The 16341-nt window shown below is 60.2% G+C and carries 14 protein-coding genes and 1 tRNA gene; 1 reads left to right on the plus strand and 14 read right to left on the minus strand.

The features are described from left to right. Positions 1 to 13 precede the first annotated feature (13 nt). The 14 genes from AC1AWK_RS04795 to AC1AWK_RS04860 all read right to left on the minus strand — a co-directional run bounded on the left by AC1AWK_RS04795 (position 14) and on the right by AC1AWK_RS04860 (position 14596). Positions 14 to 547 (minus strand): single-stranded DNA-binding protein, encoded by a 534-nt coding sequence (locus AC1AWK_RS04795; protein ID WP_476568574.1) that lies wholly within the window; start codon positions 545 to 547, stop codon positions 14 to 16. 334 nt (positions 548 to 881) lie between these two features. After that, positions 882 to 2690: a proline--tRNA ligase gene (locus AC1AWK_RS04800; RefSeq protein ID WP_476568576.1), complete on the minus strand. Its 1809-nt coding sequence runs from the start codon at positions 2688 to 2690 to the stop codon at positions 882 to 884. A gap of 91 nt (positions 2691 to 2781) precedes the next feature. Beyond that, positions 2782 to 4182, minus strand: a complete 1401-nt coding sequence (locus AC1AWK_RS04805) for an ATP-dependent DNA helicase (RefSeq protein ID WP_476568578.1) — start codon at positions 4180 to 4182, stop codon at positions 2782 to 2784. A 1-nt stretch (position 4183) separates the two neighbouring features. Beyond that, positions 4184 to 5038: a Cof-type HAD-IIB family hydrolase gene (locus AC1AWK_RS04810; protein ID WP_476568580.1), complete on the minus strand. Its 855-nt coding sequence runs from the start codon at positions 5036 to 5038 to the stop codon at positions 4184 to 4186. A 51-nt stretch (positions 5039 to 5089) separates the two neighbouring features. Then, positions 5090 to 5770: an oligoribonuclease gene (gene orn, locus AC1AWK_RS04815; protein ID WP_476568582.1), complete on the minus strand. Its 681-nt coding sequence runs from the start codon at positions 5768 to 5770 to the stop codon at positions 5090 to 5092. A gap of 336 nt (positions 5771 to 6106) precedes the next feature. Beyond that, positions 6107 to 7654: an IMP dehydrogenase gene (gene guaB, locus AC1AWK_RS04820; protein WP_476568584.1), complete on the minus strand. Its 1548-nt coding sequence runs from the start codon at positions 7652 to 7654 to the stop codon at positions 6107 to 6109. A gap of 199 nt (positions 7655 to 7853) precedes the next feature. Next, complete coding sequence (locus AC1AWK_RS04825) at positions 7854 to 9005, minus strand: glycosyltransferase family 4 protein (protein WP_476568586.1); 1152 nt, start codon at positions 9003 to 9005, stop codon at positions 7854 to 7856. Continuing rightward, on the minus strand, positions 9002 to 9745 hold the full coding sequence (locus tag AC1AWK_RS04830; RefSeq protein ID WP_476568588.1) for an L-threonylcarbamoyladenylate synthase: 744 nt from the start codon (positions 9743 to 9745) through the stop codon (positions 9002 to 9004). Before AC1AWK_RS04830 ends, AC1AWK_RS04825 begins: the two co-directional genes overlap by 4 nt. 147 nt (positions 9746 to 9892) lie before the next feature. Continuing rightward, positions 9893 to 10831 carry a peptide chain release factor N(5)-glutamine methyltransferase gene (gene prmC, locus AC1AWK_RS04835; RefSeq protein ID WP_476569623.1) on the minus strand — a complete coding sequence of 313 codons (939 nt, stop codon included), beginning with the start codon at positions 10829 to 10831 and terminating at the stop codon, positions 9893 to 9895. Between the two features lie 52 nt (positions 10832 to 10883). Next, on the minus strand, positions 10884 to 11972 hold the full coding sequence (gene prfA, locus AC1AWK_RS04840) for a peptide chain release factor 1 (RefSeq protein WP_476568590.1): 1089 nt from the start codon (positions 11970 to 11972) through the stop codon (positions 10884 to 10886). 71 nt (positions 11973 to 12043) lie between these two features. Then, entirely contained in the window at positions 12044 to 12256 is a 213-nt protein-coding gene (gene rpmE, locus AC1AWK_RS04845) for a 50S ribosomal protein L31 (RefSeq protein ID WP_476568592.1), read from the minus strand. 168 nt (positions 12257 to 12424) lie between these two features. Then, positions 12425 to 12501, minus strand: a tRNA-Ile gene (locus AC1AWK_RS04850). Positions 12502 to 12572: 71 nt separating this feature from the next. After that, positions 12573 to 13190, minus strand: coding sequence for an ECF transporter S component (locus AC1AWK_RS04855; RefSeq protein WP_476569625.1), 618 nt, complete (start codon positions 13188 to 13190; stop codon positions 12573 to 12575). 179 nt (positions 13191 to 13369) lie between these two features. Beyond that, positions 13370 to 14596, minus strand: coding sequence for an ROK family protein (locus AC1AWK_RS04860; protein ID WP_476568594.1), 1227 nt, complete (start codon positions 14594 to 14596; stop codon positions 13370 to 13372). Positions 14597 to 14754: 158 nt separating this feature from the next. On the opposite strand from AC1AWK_RS04860, the gene AC1AWK_RS04865 reads away from it, so the two are divergent. Continuing rightward, a complete protein-coding gene (locus AC1AWK_RS04865) occupies positions 14755 to 16242 on the plus strand; it encodes a xylulokinase (protein ID WP_476568596.1) in 1488 nt (495 codons plus the stop codon). The last annotated feature ends 99 nt before the right edge of the window (positions 16243 to 16341 follow it).

A 16341-nucleotide genomic window follows, 5' to 3' on the forward strand; every position in this document is an offset into this window, starting at 1 on the left:
CATGGGCTGCCGCTCACACGCTATCTGCAGTTGACAGCGAGGTGTTGTCCAACGCCTCTTCCGCAGTATCAAAATCCGAGTCCTCCGCACTGGAGTCACCCGCCGACTGCGCTCGATCGCCCATCTCGGATGCATCACGATGGACCCCGCCTTGCGCATTAGCGGCAGGCTGCCCGCCAGTGCCTTCGCGCCGCTGGCGTTGAAACATGCCGATACCACGGGTCAGATCATGCCCGACCGTCTGGGCTTCGATAACCAAACGGCTGCGCTCCGCGCCATCCTGCGTCCACTGTTCGGTTTGCAACGCACCACACACCATAACAGGGTCGCCTTTGTGCACCGATTGCAGAATATTCGACGCCAATGTCCTGAACGCCTTTACGGTCCCCCACGTGGTGACGCCCTCCTTCCACGCGCCCGCTTTGGCGTCGTAATAACTTCTGGTACACCCCAGACGGAAGGAGCAGGCCGCCGCCCCGCCTTCCTTGCCGAACGCCACCGGCTCTCCCCCGACATACCCGTTGATGGTCACCATTGCTTGCTGCATATCGCGCTCCTTGTGCTCGTTGGTGGACCGACGAGCACGCTGCTGGGCAACCAATCCATGACACCAACCGAAGTGACAGACACCATGCTCGCCGGTACCGACACTATGACGCACGCATGCCGCGCAGCACCAGCCGCTCCAACAGTGGTGGTCGAAGGCCTGGCAATCGGGCGTGTTGTGGATAACCTCCAACCGGAATGCTTCACCAGGCCCGGCAAGTATGCAAGATCGGCAACACCACGGCACTCCAATCCGACCCACTATGCCAAACGGCCCGCAGCAATGCTACGGGCCGCCCATCAACATGACCGCACGTGGGCCACGCTCACTATGCCTACAGTGCGGCGATACGCTCGACCAGCACCTGCGCCACCTGCTCAGCCGGCACCGCCACCATATGCTGGCCGTCGCGGTCACGAATCTCGATCGTGCCCTGCGAGACGGTATCGCGGCCGGCAACCGCCACCAGCGGCACACCGATCAACTCGGCATCCTTGAATTTCACGCCCGGCGACACTTTGCGGCGATCATCGTAGATAACCTCGACGCCACGTTCCTCAAGCTGCTCGACCAAGCGCTCCGCCGCCTCAAAGGCAGCCTCGTCCTTGCCGGTGGCCATCACATGCACCTGAGCGGGCGCCACGATCGACGGCCACGCCAAGCCCTTCTCGTCGTGATGAGTTTCCGCGATGCAGGCCAGTACGCGGGACACGCCGATGCCATAACAACCCATCCATACCGGAACGGTTTTGCCATTGGCATCCAAGACCTTCAAATCCAACGCCTTCGAATACTTCAAGCCCAGCTGGAACACCTGGCCGATTTCCACACCACGCTCGAAGCTCAGCGGTCCCGAACCATCCGGACTCATATCGCCCTGACGCACCTCAACCGCTTCCACCACGCCATCGGCTTCGAAATCGCGGCCGTACACCGCATGCACGCGGTGCTTGCCCGGCTCATCGCCACCCACGATCCACTGCGAACCGCGAGCCACATGGGCGTCGATGAAGAAACGCACCGGCTCGGCCACACCAGCCTCGCCAGCCTGCTTGCCAAACGCCATCGGACCCATATAGCCGGCCACCAACTCGGGATGCTTGCGCAAATCCTCGGGCGTGGATTCCTCCAACTCGCTGGGAGCGAACTGCGCTTCCAAACGCTTCATATCCACCTGGCGATCTCCCGGAATCGCCACGGCAACCACTTCGCGCCACGGCTTGTCATGCTCGTCATCCTCGGCATGCAGCACGGTCACCGCCACGGTCTTCAACATGTCGGCAGCGGTCCATGCACGGCCGTCCTCACGCGGATAACGGCTATTCATCACTTCCACCAACGACTCGATCGTCTTGGCGTCAGGAGTCTGCACCATCGCCATATCAGCGGTATCGGCATAGTCGACCGGCGCCACCTCGGGCGTGGTCAGCGCCTCGACGTTCCACGCCTTGCCGGACGGCGCCAAGGCAAACGTATCCTCGCCAATCGGCATGGGTGCCAGGAACTCTTCAGAAGCGGAGCCTCCCATGGGGCCAGACATGGCGAACACCGGCACATATCGCAGGTCCAGCCGTTGGAAAATACGCTCATACGCACCGCGCTCATCCATATAGCAGCGCTTCATGCCCTCCTCATCCAGCGTGAACGAATAGGCGTCCTTCATCACGAACTCGCGTCCGCGGATCAAACCGGCACGCGGACGGAACTCGTCGCGATACTTGGTCTGGATCTGGTACAGGGTCACCGGCAGATCCTTGTACGAGGAATACATGTCCTTGACCAGCAAGGTGAACATTTCCTCATGCGTCGGAGCGAGCAGATAATCAGCACCATGACGATCCTGCAAGCGGAACAGATTCTCGCCGTACTCCTCCCAACGATGGGTGGCCTCATACGGCTCGCGCGGCAGCAATGCGGGGAAATGGACTTCCTGGGCGCCAATGCCGTTCATTTCCTCACGGATAACCGCTTCGATCTTGTTCAACACCCGCAGACCCAACGGCAGCCACGTCCAAATGCCGGGGGCGGTCTTGCGGATATAACCGGCGCGCTGCAGCAGTTTGGCCGAATCGACGTCCGCATCGGCGGGATCTTCACGCAACGTGCGCAAAAACATAGTAGACATACGAAGTGCTTTGCTCATACGCCCAACCTATTAGCGCAAGAGGACATTGCCCGATAACATACCACACCCCTCATGGACACACTGTCTGCACCCAACAGTCGGCTCAGCACTAGAACAGTTCGTCCTGCGTAAACTCATCCTCCCCAACGATTTGTGGCGCAAAAGTCTCCTCGCCTTCTTGCGACAGCCGAGCGGAGGCTGCCCTGGCTTCGGCGCGCAGCGATGCATCCAGCCGTACGGCGTCCGGCGAGACCATGAACGCCCGCTCATTGATGCCGTCCAGATACAAACCATCCAATCCCTGTACACGCGACAACGCCACATATCCCATGCCCGGCGCGAACGTGCGCCGCAGGTCCATAACCGCCCGATCCAGCGTCATGCCCTGCGACTTGTGAATCGTTATCGCCCACGCGCACCGCAACGGCACCTGGGCCACGCTGGCCAGCACCGTTTCGCCATCCATCATGTCCCATGACGCGGGCTTCATCGTCACCACGTTGCCGTTGTCAAACTCGACGATCGGCCAACCGCCCTTGGGCTCCTTCGCAAAACCCCGCACCACCCCAATAGAGCCGTTCACATATTGACGGTCGGCATCGTTGCGCAACGCCATAACCGCCGCCCCGGTTTTCAGCTGCAACACCTGCGGAGCCAGCATGTTCTTCTGCAGACGAGCCACCAGGTCAGCAGGCCCGCGCGACTGCGACTGATACTCATGCGGCTCTTCGTCGATCTGCGCCAAACGGGTGTCGTTCAGCGTATCCGCCTGACGATTGACGGGAAACAGATGCACCGCCACTTCATCGTCGCCAGGCCTGGAACCCACCCGCGCGGCCAACACCTCATGGTCCTCCTGCGTCACCATGCCATCGCGAATATCGGTAAGTACCGTAAGCAGCTGTCCGTCATCCTGACGATGCTGTTCGGTCAGATAGCACACCACGGGAGCAAGCTCGCGCCACACCAACGATTCGGTGACGAAACCTTCCGGATTCAAGCCAGCGTCGGCATACCGCTCACGCATGGCCACAAACTCCGGCCTCGGCGCAATGACATCATGATTGCGCCCCGCCACGCTCACGGGAGGCAGCTGGAAGAAATCTCCCGACAGCACCACCTGCAGTCCACCGAAAGGCCGCGGATCGCGACGCAACGAACGGCACACCTGATCGACCATGTCGAACAGCCACGCATGAATCATCGACACCTCGTCGATGACCAAGATATCGGCGGATTGCAGCCTCCGGCGGCGGCGCTGCGCAATGGTTTTCATCAACGCGTCGCTCAACGATGTGGCCACGCCAATGCCGCTCCACGAATGAATCGTCTGCCCGTTGATATGCGTGGCGGCGATACCCGTGGAAGCCGTCACCGCCACCGACGCGCCATTGCGACGCGCCTGCGCCACGAACGCATTCAACACGTAGGTTTTACCCGCACCCGGCGCACCGGTAAGGAATACGGGCGCACCGGCCGCCAAAATCGCCAACGCCTCCGACTGCCGCATCTCACGCCTCCAGCATCGCCCGCAACACTTGCAGCACACCATGCTCGACGTTGGATGGCGCGCCGTAACGAGCGCACCGAACCACCTGCGGATGCGCGTTCGCCATCGCATACGACCATGATGCGGCCTGCAGCATGCCGACATCGTTGATGTAATCGCCGAACGCCATGGTGTGCGCGACATCGACCTGCCAACGCTCCTGCAACGCGCGAACGCCGCACGCCTTGTCGGCCCGGCGGTCCATCACATCCACCCAATGGGCGCCCGAGACCACCACTTGATGGGATTCGCGCAACGCTCCGAACAACGATTCGGCCACTGGCTGCGCGTCATCGAAATCAAACACCGCCATCTTGACCACCGGCTGGCCGTCGCGCACGGCGGCATCCAGCGCCTCGCGCACATCATCCACCACGCGCAGCGCATGATAATACTTGGCGCATTCCTCAACGAACGGCCGGTCGCCGCGTTCGATCAACGCCTCGTCGCGGCAGCACACCACCACGCCCAGATCACGCCCATGGTCACCGCGAGCCAGCGTCACCACATGCCGCGCCGTATCGGCATCGATGCCGCTTACCGCTTCCATACTGCCGTCAACGGCGATGACATTGCCATTCTCGGCGATCATGGCCATATCGCCGCCACGCGCGGCAAACATATCGCGCAGCGTGGCATACTGGCGTCCGCTGGCCGGTACAAATCGTATCCCCTGGCCGCGCAGCAGTTCGTACACCTGCCAAAAATCCTCGGGGATATGTCCGTCGCCGTCCAGCAACGTACCGTCCATGTCCGCCACAACCATGCGTACGTCGTGAACGGACGGGTGGACCTGCGACCATTGCGCTGTTGTCATAGGTTCACTCCTTGCGATGGGCCACGCGATGGTAGGATCGCGCGGCGCGGATCACTGCCCCAGCGGCGTGCCTTGACGCTCGTACTCCCGCAGCAGACTGGTGTCTTCGATTTGACGCGCCGTACGCTCACATGTGGCGGCGTCGGGACCAGGAGCCGGAACCATGCACAATTCGCGGTAATAGCGCAACTCGTCAATGGATTCGATGATATCGGCCAACGCACGATGGCCGCCATGTTTGGCCGGACGATGCACCAACACGTCCGGATACCAACGGCGGGACAGTTCCTTGAAGGTGCTCACGTCAATCACCCGGTAATGCAGCCGTTGCATCAGCTGCGGCATGTACCGGTCAAGGAATTTCTTGTCTGACCCTACTGAATTGCCCGCCAGATGCGCCTTGTCGCCCTGCGGCAAGAACCGCGACACGTATTCGACCACCATGCGTTCGGCTTCCTGTAACGACACCCCTTCTCGATGCCATTGGTCGACCAAACCGGACGAGGTGTGCATATGCCGCACGAAGTCGTTCATATGCGCTTCGGCCGCCTCGGAGGGCCGAATCACCACGTCGATGCCCTCATCCAATACATTGAGATCAAAATCCGTAGGCACTACGGACACTTCGCACAGTTCGTCACGGAAAATATCCAATCCGGTCATTTCACAATCGATCCAGATCAACCGCGAATCACTCGCGGCATATGTGACGTCATCGTTCTTCCCAGCCATTATGGCCACCTTTCCTTGACGAACGTACCGAACAGACAAGCCTATAACTCGGCAGCGACGGAGCGACGGCAACCAACCACGCAGTCGTCCCCACTCAGCTCGCCCATCACAACCACACAACGTTACGACCAGACGACGCCATGCCGCCGCATAACGACAAAGCGCCCGCCTGGGCAATTCCCGACGGGCGCTCAACATTACCAAAACCTGGCTTTAGCGAAGCTCGGCATTATCAAAGCACGGCATTACCGCAACACTAGCGAAGCTCGGCCCTAGCCTTGTTCGGCGCGCTCCGGCACGCACACCATGAGAGCCACCAAGCGCGAACGCACACGATCAGTTGTGGAAACCAGTGTAGTTCGGCGCTTCCGTGGTCATCACGATGTCATGCGGATGCGACTCGCGCAAACCGGCGTCCGTGATGCGAATAAAGCGACCCTTCTCGCTCATTTCCTTGATATTGTGCGCACCGATGTAGAACATCGACTGGTGCAGGCCACCGATCAGCTGGTACAGCACAGCGTTCAACGGGCCACGGTACGGCACTTCGCCTTCCACGCCTTCCGGCACCACCTTTTCGGTACTGGTCACATCGGCCTGGAAGTAGCGATCCTTGGAGTAGCTCTTCTTGCCGCGCGGCGCCATGGCACCCAACGAACCCATGCCACGATACAGCTTGTACTGCTTGCCGTGCAGCAACACCTTCTCGCCTGGGGTTTCCTCGCAACCAGCCAGCGTGCCGCCCAGCATCACCGAGCTGGCCCCCGCCACCAAAGCCTTGGCGATATCGCCGGAATAGTGGATGCCGCCATCGGCGATACACGGCACGCCAGCCGCCTTGCACGCCTGCGCCGCTTCATACACGGCGGTCAACTGCGGCACGCCCACACCGGCAACCACACGCGTCGTGCAAATCGAGCCAGGGCCCACGCCAACCTTTACCGCGTCCACGCCAGCGTCGATCATCGCCTGCGCACCTTGACGGGTAGCGATATTGCCGCCGATGACCTGAACGCCCCTAAACGCGGAATCGGCCTTGATGCGACGAATCATGTCCAACGCCAACTTGGCTTCGCCATTGGCGGTGTCCACCACCAACACGTCGACTCCGGCTTCCATCAGCGCCGAAGCACGCTGCCAGGCATCGCCCAGGAAGCCAACGCCCGCAGCCACACGCAGACGGCCCTGCTCATCCTTGGTCGCATCCGGATACTGCTCGGTCTTGACGAAATCCTTGACGGTAATCAGACCGGTCAGCTTGCCTTCGGCATCGATCAACGGCAGCTTCTCGACCTTGTGCTTGGCCAGCAGGTCATGCGCGTCGTCCTTGGAAATATCGGACGGGCCGGTGATGAGATGCTCACGGGTCATAACATCCCTGACCTTGAGATGGTCGTAGTCCTCCGGCGCGATGAAACGCATGTCACGATTGGTGATGATGCCGACCAGACGGTTGTCGGAGTCCACCACCGGCAAACCGGAGATATGAAAACGCCCGCATTGCTTATCAAGCTCTGCGAGCGTGGCTTCGGGACTGACGGTCAGTGGATCGGTGATCATGCCGGATTCGCTACGCTTGACCACGTCCACCTGGGCGGCCTGATCGTCAATCGACAGATTGCGATGCAGCACGCCGATACCACCGTTGCGCGCCATGGCGATGGCCATTTCTGCTTCGGTCACGGTATCCATCGCAGCGGAAATGGCGGGAACCTTCATCGTGATCTCGCGGGTCAGATGCGTGGTGGTATCCACTTCCGAAGGAATGACGTCGGTCGCGTTCGGCAACAGCAACACGTCATCATACGCCAAGCCGAGATTGGCGAAAATAGGGGGCAGAGGAGCATACGCGGATTGCGCGTTCATTTCAGGGATTGTAGCCATAGCACCACTATATGAGCGTGTGCTGACGAAAGACACACCGCAGGGCACTCCATACGACGCTCAGCACAATATGGTAAACGTTAGCCCTATGACGCGGGCGCGCATACTGCGACACATGCTATCCACACCTGCGCGCCCGCAGTACCACATCAATCCGATATCGCGGACGTTCCGGCGAATCGGCGCAACCGCACGAACGCTAACGCCCCTCGCGACCTGACGAATGATGCCCCCGCTTCGAAGCCGCATTCTCCTCGCGAATCTCCGGAATGCGGTGACGCATATACGGCATCAGCGTCACCCCCGACAACACCACCACCGCCACGGCAAAACCAATCGCCACATACTGCGCCTGAAAAAACAGAATCATCAACGAGCCAAAAGAAATCAACGCAGCCCACGCCCATAGCGTCAGTACCGCCCCCGGTACCGAATGGCCGATGCGCAGCATACGATGATGCAAATGCATGCGATCGGGATGCATCGGAGACTGCCCTTTGCTCAAGCGGCGCACAATCGCCATGCACATATCCAACACCGGCAGGAACAACACCAACACCGGCAGCAAAATCGGCATGAACACCGGCAGATAAATACTGGTATGGATGGAAGCCGGGTCCAAACGTCCCGTCATCACAATCGACGCGCACGTAATGAGATACCCAAGCAGCATGGAACCGGAATCGCCCATAAACAACTTCGCCGGGTGCCAATTATGCAGGATAAACCCTGCGCATATGCCCACCAGTGCCACATCAATCAATGTCGCCAGCGATGCATACGACGGCGACGAACGCGCGATCACATACGAATATATGGCGAACGCAATGCCTCCGATCGCCACGATGCCGGAAGCCAAGCCATCCAGGCCATCGACGAAATTCACGGCATTAATCGACGCCACAATCAAAAACGCCGTAATCGCCACCGACAGGCTGGGCGACGCCGTAACCAACGACCCCAACGGCAATGAAATAATCTGCAAACCGCCCCATGCCACAAACACAGAGATCAACAACTGTCCCGACATTTTCAGCATCCAGTCCAGATCCCACAAATCATCGGCCACGCCCAACAGACAAATCATCCACGCACCCGCAAGAATCACCCACGGCTGATGCGTGCTCACGAACAAGTTGGAAATAAACGGAATCTGACTGGCGAACAGCATCGACACCGTAAATCCCAGCAGCATCGCCACCCCGCCCATACGCGGTGTGGGCACCGTGTGCACATCACGGGCGCGCACCTTACCCACCGCACCGATACGAATCGCCAGATGACGAATCAGCGGCGTCAGCAACCACGTCACACCGCCGGCAATCGCCGCGATGAACAAATACACCCTCATGCCTGCGCCTCCATCCGTCCGCGCTCTCGACACACGCCCTCGACACCGCCCCTACGCGCGGCATCCGCACCAGCGGGAACGCCAACGGCAATACCAGCATCATCCGCATCCAGCACGCGATCGATAACCGCACGCTCCAACACGCCCTCGCGCAACACACGCACGCCCCGCGGCGCCGTCGCATCCGCCATCACCACCGTGCTGGGCACATGGCTGCGCGTAGGCCCGTCATCAATATACAAGTCAACCGAGTCGCCGAAAGCGCGCACCGCCTCCTCAACACACTGCGCACTGACACCGCCGGACAAATTGGCGCTCGACGCCGCCAACGGACCGGTCACCGCCAACACCCGCAACAGCGCCGGACAATTCGGCACACGAACACCCTGTGTGCGCTCGCCACGCTCATTGACCGCGGTCGTCACCAAAGAACATTCCCGACCTGCCACGGCAATAGGCGACAAACCGCCCGGCAGCAACGCATGGGACAACACGTCCAAAGGAGACGGCAACGTCAGCGCCAATGCGGCTGCATCATCCACACACGACATCAACACCTGCAAGGATTTTTCACGCGGACGATGCTTGACGGCGAACAAGCGCTCGACGGCCGCCTCATTACGCGGATCACACGCCACACCATACACCGTGTCAGTCGGTATGACGATCACACCGCCTTTACGTATGACGGACGCCGCCAACGCCAACGTCTCGTCATCAACGCCACGAACCGCGACCATGTCATCCTCCGTATTCCGCACCGCATCCAGCGGCACCGAGTGCCATTGTACAAAACATCCTTGGCAACGTAAGCCCGGCCAACAGCCCGTCCGCGCGAGTCCGCCCGTCCACGACCGACCGTCAATCGCAGGCAGGAGACGACGCGCTCATCCACACGACATACGACGGCATGCCACCACAAATCGCGGCCGACCCGCCCAATCGGCAACGGTATGCGCCCGCGCAAAACCATGCTCCAGCGCCCACGAAACCAAAGCCTCGCCCTGACTGATATCGTGCTCCATAACCAACAGTCCTCCCAGACGCAGCATCGAGGCCGCACGGACCATCAACCGTTCGGGGAACAGCAGACCGTCATCGGAACCGCCGTACAGCGCCATCGCCGGATCATACAACCGCACTTCCGGCTGCTCGGGAACGGCACTATTGGGAACATACGGCGGATTCGTCACCACAACATCCACCTTGCCGCGCAACTCGCCCAAGGTATCGGGAGCCAACGCATCACCCTGCACCAGATGGTATCGGCCCCGCACCGACGGATGGGAGTCAGCCACACGCTCGGCGTTACGCCGGGTCCACGGCAACGCCTCATCGCTGAGTTCCACGGCCCATACCTCGCTATGCGCACATTCCACGGCCACGGAAAGCCCGATCACACCGCTGCCCGCGCAATAATCCACCACACAGGGCGCTTCCAACGACTGCTCACCTATCCAATCCAGCGCAAGATCAACGGCCATTTCCGTTTCCGGACGAGGCACGAACACGCCCGGACCAACCGCCACATCAAGATAACGGAACGGCGCATGGCCAACAATATGCTGCAATGGCTCACGTGCGCAGCGCCGACGAACCACCTCGGACAACATTGTCGCAGCGGCAGATTCGTCATGTTGCAAGCCCTCCATGGACGACACCTGCGCACCATATTCGGCCATGGTGCGTCCCATCGCCATACCGGTGCGCAGGTCAGCCAGCGTGCCGCCCAACACGTGGGCGAACAGCACCGCGGCATCATGTTCGGGCACCTCCACGCCGGCGTCCCGCAGCATCGTCGCCGCCTGCGTTACGGCAACACGCAACGACGCATGCGGATCGCACCACGCATGGCCGTCCCCGTCATGGACACAGCCGCTACTGCTGGTTGGCAAGACGCTCCGCCTCATCCGCTTGGATATCGCTGTCGATCACCGCTTGCAAATCGCCGTCCAACACCTGATCGAGGTTGTACGCCTTATAGTTCGTACGGTGGTCAACAATGCGGTTTTCCGGGAAATTGTAGGTGCGAATGCGTTCCGAACGATCCAGCGAACGCACCTGGGAATGACGCATGTCGGCAGCTTCCGCAGCCTCCTGCTCATGCTTCATCGCCAACAGACGCGATTTGAGCACGCGCAACGCAGCGGCACGGTTTTGAATCTGCGATTTCTCATCCTGCATGCTCACCACAATGCCCGTGGGAATATGCGTCATACGCACCGCGGAATAGGTCGTGTTCACCGACTGGCCACCAGGACCGGAGCTCATGAAGATATCGATCTTCAGATCCTTCGGATCGATTTCGATCTCGTCATTGTCATCATCGGCTTCCGGGAACACAATGACGCCGGCGGCCGAAGTTTGGATGCGTCCCTGCGATTCGGTCACGGGAATGCGCTGCACACGATGCACGCCACCCTCATATTTCAAGCTCGCCCACACCCCTTCTTCGGGAGACGGCGTGCCCTTGGCACGAATCGCCACCTGCACATCCTTGATACCGCCCAATTCAGTACGATTTTCGCTTTGAATGACGGTGGCCCAACCACGCTTCTCCGCATACCGCATGTACATACGCAACAAGTCGCCGGCGAACAAAGCGGCCTCCTCGCCGCCCGTACCCGCCTTAATTTCCATAATGGTGTCACGGGCATCGTCCGGATCGCGCGGAATCAACGCATTACGCAGCTTCTCCTCAACCACAGGCAGCTGCTCTTGCAAACGCTTCGCCTCCTGCGCAAACTCCGGATCCTCCGACGCCATTTCCTGCGCGGCCTGCAAATCGTCGCGCACCTGCAGATACGTCTGGTAGGCACTCACAATCGAGCCAAGTTCGGCATGGCGACGGCCCAGCTTGCGCATGGCCTCAGGGTTGGCCGCGGTTTGCGGATCACCCATCTGCTCCTCAAGACTCCGATACTCGTCAAGCGCGGTCTGCGCGGCAGGGAATTGTTCGTCCGCCATAATCATCCTTTACGATACAAAAACGCCAGTCCACGGAACCAACATTGCCCCGTGAGACTGGCGCACCACAGTTACTTGGTCTTCTTGCCGTAGCGCTTCTCGAAGCGAGCCACACGACCACCGGTGTCGAGAATCTTCTGCTTGCCGGTGTAGAAGGGGTGGCACTTCGAGCACACGTCAACCGTCATGGCCTGCGTATCGGCGGTAGAACGGGTGACGAAGGTGTTGCCGCACGAGCAGGTAATCTGCACGGCATGATAATCGGGATGAATACCCTGCTTCATGGTGTCTCCTAAGGAATTCGGGGGACTCGGGTCGCCATGCCCCGATGGCAGGCGTGAACCGAAACCTGTGACATTGTACGAGACGGCACGGACGAACTACACACATCTCAGCGCGATCTGCGCGGGAATGAAAAACCGCCGACGCCACGGACGGCGACGGCGGACAGCTGGTAGGGCCGCTGGGGCTTGAACCCAGGACCGACGGATTATGAGTCCGCTGCTCTAACCGACTGAGCTACAGCCCCACATCGACCAACAGGCCGACGTGGTTAGTGTAGCAAACATCCTGACAACACGCGCACGTACACGCCGCATGTTAGTCGACTTGACCACGCACGGCCCTGCCGGAGGCGAATCGATCCAACGCTCCGGTGCGCGCAACGCCCACATACAAGAACCAGCTCATGACGCCAGCAATCAGTACGCCACCAATAATCTCGCTGATCATGTGCACTATGCCACGCGGGCTGAAAAACGCTACGCCTTGATAGCGGAACAGCATCAAATACACGCCATATTCCAATCCCGTCAACGCTCCGGAAGCAACGGCCATCGGCAGATTGAACACCCGGTATCGCGCCAGTGCAAACGGTAGCTCCGCAAACACCCCCTGCAACATCGCCGAAATCAACACAAAGCCAACCGCATACTGATTGCCCAACACCATTTCGGCCAAGCCGCCGACCACATTCACCATCAATGCCGAACCTGGTTTGCGCACAATCAGCATGGCCAACGTGCCTGAAAAATACCACAACGCATGCAGCACACTAGCCACGCCGGGCAGGATAGCCCCTAGAATCGGCGACAGCCACGCATACGCAAAATTGAAGCCCCAGAACACCACGCCGCACGCCACGCCCAACGCGGCTGCAACCGCAATGTCGGCCGTGGTCCAGCGAAAACGAACCATATCAGTGGTAGACGAATACATATCATGAGACGAGGAAGACATGGGAACTCCTTGAATCAAGTCGCACACAGCACATACCGTTTAGGTGCGCTTCTTGACCTGTGCGACGCGGGCGGAAGCGCACAAGCCACTGTACCAGCGCATGTGCCGCTACGACCTGAGTCACCATGTCATGGCCCAAACCCCTCCAGTCAACGCCATCAATTCTGGGCAAGAAAACGCAAGGGATCGTCAAGGAACCTGCGCATTCCCATATAGGAAGCGCCGAGCAATGCCGGCCGCGCGGTAACCTGGGAGATCAACACCCTCGCCTGCGTTCGCGGATATCCCAATACCTGAGGGCGGACCATATGCTCCATACGCTGCGCGAATTCCGGCTCCATACGCGCCCACAAACCGCCCAATATCACCGTATCGACATCAAACGCGTTAATCGTGGAAGCCATGACTGACACCATTGCCTCGATGGCATGATCCACCACGGCCAAAGCCTTGGCATCACCGTGATGCCAACGTGACAACAATTCGTTCAACGCATCCCTCGTCGCCGCGGCGCTACCGCTGGCGATACCCGCGGATTCCACCATGGCTCGGCGTCCCGCATATACTTCCAGACATCCACGTCGGCCACAACGACATACCGGTCCCCTCATATCCACGGAAACATGCCCCAATTCTCCACCAAATCCGTGCTCGCCGCTCAATACAGCGCCACGTTGAACGACAGCACCGCCAATACCTACGTCAGTGGACAGGTAAATGAACGAATCGGTGGGCTCAACGATGCCTTTGCCTTGCCGCCGTGTAGCATACCCGGGAATTTGCGCCAACGCCGCCATGTTGGCTTCATTGCCAGCGCACGCGTCCAAGCGTCTCACCACGTCGAAAGAAGTGAGATCAAGACGTTCCCACCCCAAGTTCCTCGCCATCAGCAATTGCATGTTGCCGGTGACCAAACCCGGCAGAGCCAGCGCCGCGCCAACGAGCCTCATGTTATGGGCGAGAGCCTCGTGTTCGCACTCCTGCGCAAGCATATTGAGTTCGTGGAACACGTACGGAGCGTCGGCATTGGTCATATTGGCTTCGATCCAACGCTCGGCGACTACCGCACCATTGAGATCCACCACACATACGCCGTATCCGTCGGTATTCACTTGCAAACCCAACGAGCATATGGCTCCTGCGCGAATTTGCAATGGCGTGCTCGGTCTTCCATAGGTGGATTGCGCGGCGGGCTCCCCCTCTTGCAATATGCCATTGTCCAATAACAGCGACACCAACAGCGACATGGTGGCTTTGGTAAGCCCGGTCGCTTTGGCGAGATCGGCCCGGCTCATGGGCTCGTCGGCACGCAGCAACGTATCGAGCACAACCGATAGGTTATGGTTGCGCAAATCATCCTGGTTGATGCTGCGTAACGCTGGCATAACAAGCCTCCTGCTGGTTTCGGTACGACGCACGGTAATGCGCTTGTGGAAACAATGCTACACTGAGCATTATAGTTCATTCATCTAACTATCCATGTGGCTGTGGTGCGCAGTGGGTACAACGTTGCCACGCCACCAACCACGGCAAGGAGGCCTTCATGGTCAGCACGCTCGTTGCAGGCATCGACACCTCGACCCAATCCTGCAAAGTTCGCGTCACCGACGCGGCAACCGGAGCACTCGTCCGATTCGGGCAGGCCAAGCATCCCGACGGCACCACCATCGACCCGAAGTACTGGTGGCAAGCCTTCCAGGAGGCAGCCGCACAAGCCGGCGGACTCGACGACGTTGCGGCGCTAGCCGTCGGCGGCCAACAGCACGGCATGGTCATCCTCGACCGGCAAGGACGAGTCATCCGCGACGCCATGCTATGGAATGACACCAGCTCCGCCCCCCAGGCAGACGAACTCATCACCATGCTCGGCGCAGCGCCCGCCCAAGACGACGAACCCGACGACATCATCGAGCGGGGCAAACAACGCTGGGTCAAAGCCGTAGGCTCCTCCCCCGTAGCCTCCTACACCTTAACCAAACTCAAATGGGTCGCCGACCATGAGCCGCACAACGCCGCGCGCATCGCCGCGGTATGCCTGCCGCACGACTGGCTCAGCTGGCGCATCGCCGGCTACGGCCCCGTCGACGAAGGGCAGGACGCCCATCTCGAAGCGCTGTTCACCGACCGCTCCGACGCATCGGGCACGCTGTATTTCGACGCCGCCCACAACACCTATCGCGAAGACCTGCTCGATCTAGCGCTCGGACGCCACGACATCATCCTGCCCACCGTACTCGCCCCCCACGCCGCGGCACCGGTGCGCGCCGACGCCGCGTATGCGGGAGCCAACGTCGAAGGCGGATGCATCATCGCACCCGGCGGCGGCGACAATGCCATGGCATCGCTAGGACTTGGCATGTCCGTCGGCGACGTGTCCATATCCCTCGGCACTTCGGGTGTGGCAGCCGCCATCTCCCAGCATCCGACTTACGATCTGACCGGATCGGTATCCGGATTCGCTGACTGCACCGGACACTACCTACCGTTGGCATGCACCATCAATGGCTCGCGCATTCTTGACGCCGCACGCGCCGCACTCAACGTCGACTACGACGAATTGGCGCAACTGGCATTCGCGTCGAAGCCTGGAGCCGAGGGCATCACACTAGTGCCCTACTTCGACGGCGAACGCACCCCGAACCGCCCCAACGCAACCGCCACATTATCCGGACTGACGCTGCGCAACACGACAAAGGCCAATATCGCCCGTGCGTTTGTCGAGGGACTGCTGTGCTCGCAACGCGATTGTCTTGAGCTCATTCGCTCGTTGGGAGCCACCATCGATCGCGTGCTGCTCATTGGCGGCGGCGCCAAATCCGCAGCCGTGCGCACACTCGCCCCGTCGATATTGGGACTGGACGTCACTCTCCCCGCAACCGACGAATATGTGGCCATCGGCGCCGCACGCCAAGCCGCCTGGGTATTGTCCGGCGAGGACGAGCCGCCCACATGGTCGCTGACGCTCGAAGGCACGCAAACCGGCGAGCCCACGCCGCATGTGTACGAAGCATACGTGAAGGCGCGCGCCTGACGCATGGGGATCATGCGACCATCGCCGATATCACGACCGCATGAAAGTCAACAACATATGAGGTCCCGCCAAGTGCCATCGCAGGCATTCGGCGGGACC

It is taken from the genome of Bifidobacterium sp. LH_491 (genome assembly GCF_056356495.1).

Excerpts from the sequence above, each read along its gene's own strand:
- AC1AWK_RS04830 (WP_476568588.1), bottom strand. The coding sequence starts at position 9,745 with ATGGTCGCGGTTCGTGGCGTTGATGACGAGACGTTGGCGTTGGCGGCG.
- AC1AWK_RS04825 (WP_476568586.1), bottom strand. The coding sequence starts at position 9,005 with ATGAGGGTGTATTTGTTCATCGCGGCGATTGCCGGCGGTGTGACGTGG.
- AC1AWK_RS04800 (WP_476568576.1), bottom strand. The coding sequence starts at position 2,690 with ATGAGCAAAGCACTTCGTATGTCTACTATGTTTTTGCGCACGTTGCGT.
- prfA (WP_476568590.1), bottom strand. The coding sequence starts at position 11,972 with ATGGCGGACGAACAATTCCCTGCCGCGCAGACCGCGCTTGACGAGTAT.
- AC1AWK_RS04865 (WP_476568596.1), top strand. The coding sequence starts at position 14,755 with ATGGTCAGCACGCTCGTTGCAGGCATCGACACCTCGACCCAATCCTGC.
- AC1AWK_RS04810 (WP_476568580.1), bottom strand. The coding sequence starts at position 5,038 with ATGACAACAGCGCAATGGTCGCAGGTCCACCCGTCCGTTCACGACGTA.
- rpmE (WP_476568592.1), bottom strand. The coding sequence starts at position 12,256 with ATGAAGCAGGGTATTCATCCCGATTATCATGCCGTGCAGATTACCTGC.
- AC1AWK_RS04860 (WP_476568594.1), bottom strand. The coding sequence starts at position 14,596 with ATGCCAGCGTTACGCAGCATCAACCAGGATGATTTGCGCAACCATAAC.
- AC1AWK_RS04855 (WP_476569625.1), bottom strand. The coding sequence starts at position 13,190 with ATGTATTCGTCTACCACTGATATGGTTCGTTTTCGCTGGACCACGGCC.
- AC1AWK_RS04795 (WP_476568574.1), bottom strand. The coding sequence starts at position 547 with ATGCAGCAAGCAATGGTGACCATCAACGGGTATGTCGGGGGAGAGCCG.
- orn (WP_476568582.1), bottom strand. The coding sequence starts at position 5,770 with ATGGCTGGGAAGAACGATGACGTCACATATGCCGCGAGTGATTCGCGG.
- guaB (WP_476568584.1), bottom strand. The coding sequence starts at position 7,654 with ATGGCTACAATCCCTGAAATGAACGCGCAATCCGCGTATGCTCCTCTG.
- AC1AWK_RS04805 (WP_476568578.1), bottom strand. The coding sequence starts at position 4,182 with ATGCGGCAGTCGGAGGCGTTGGCGATTTTGGCGGCCGGTGCGCCCGTA.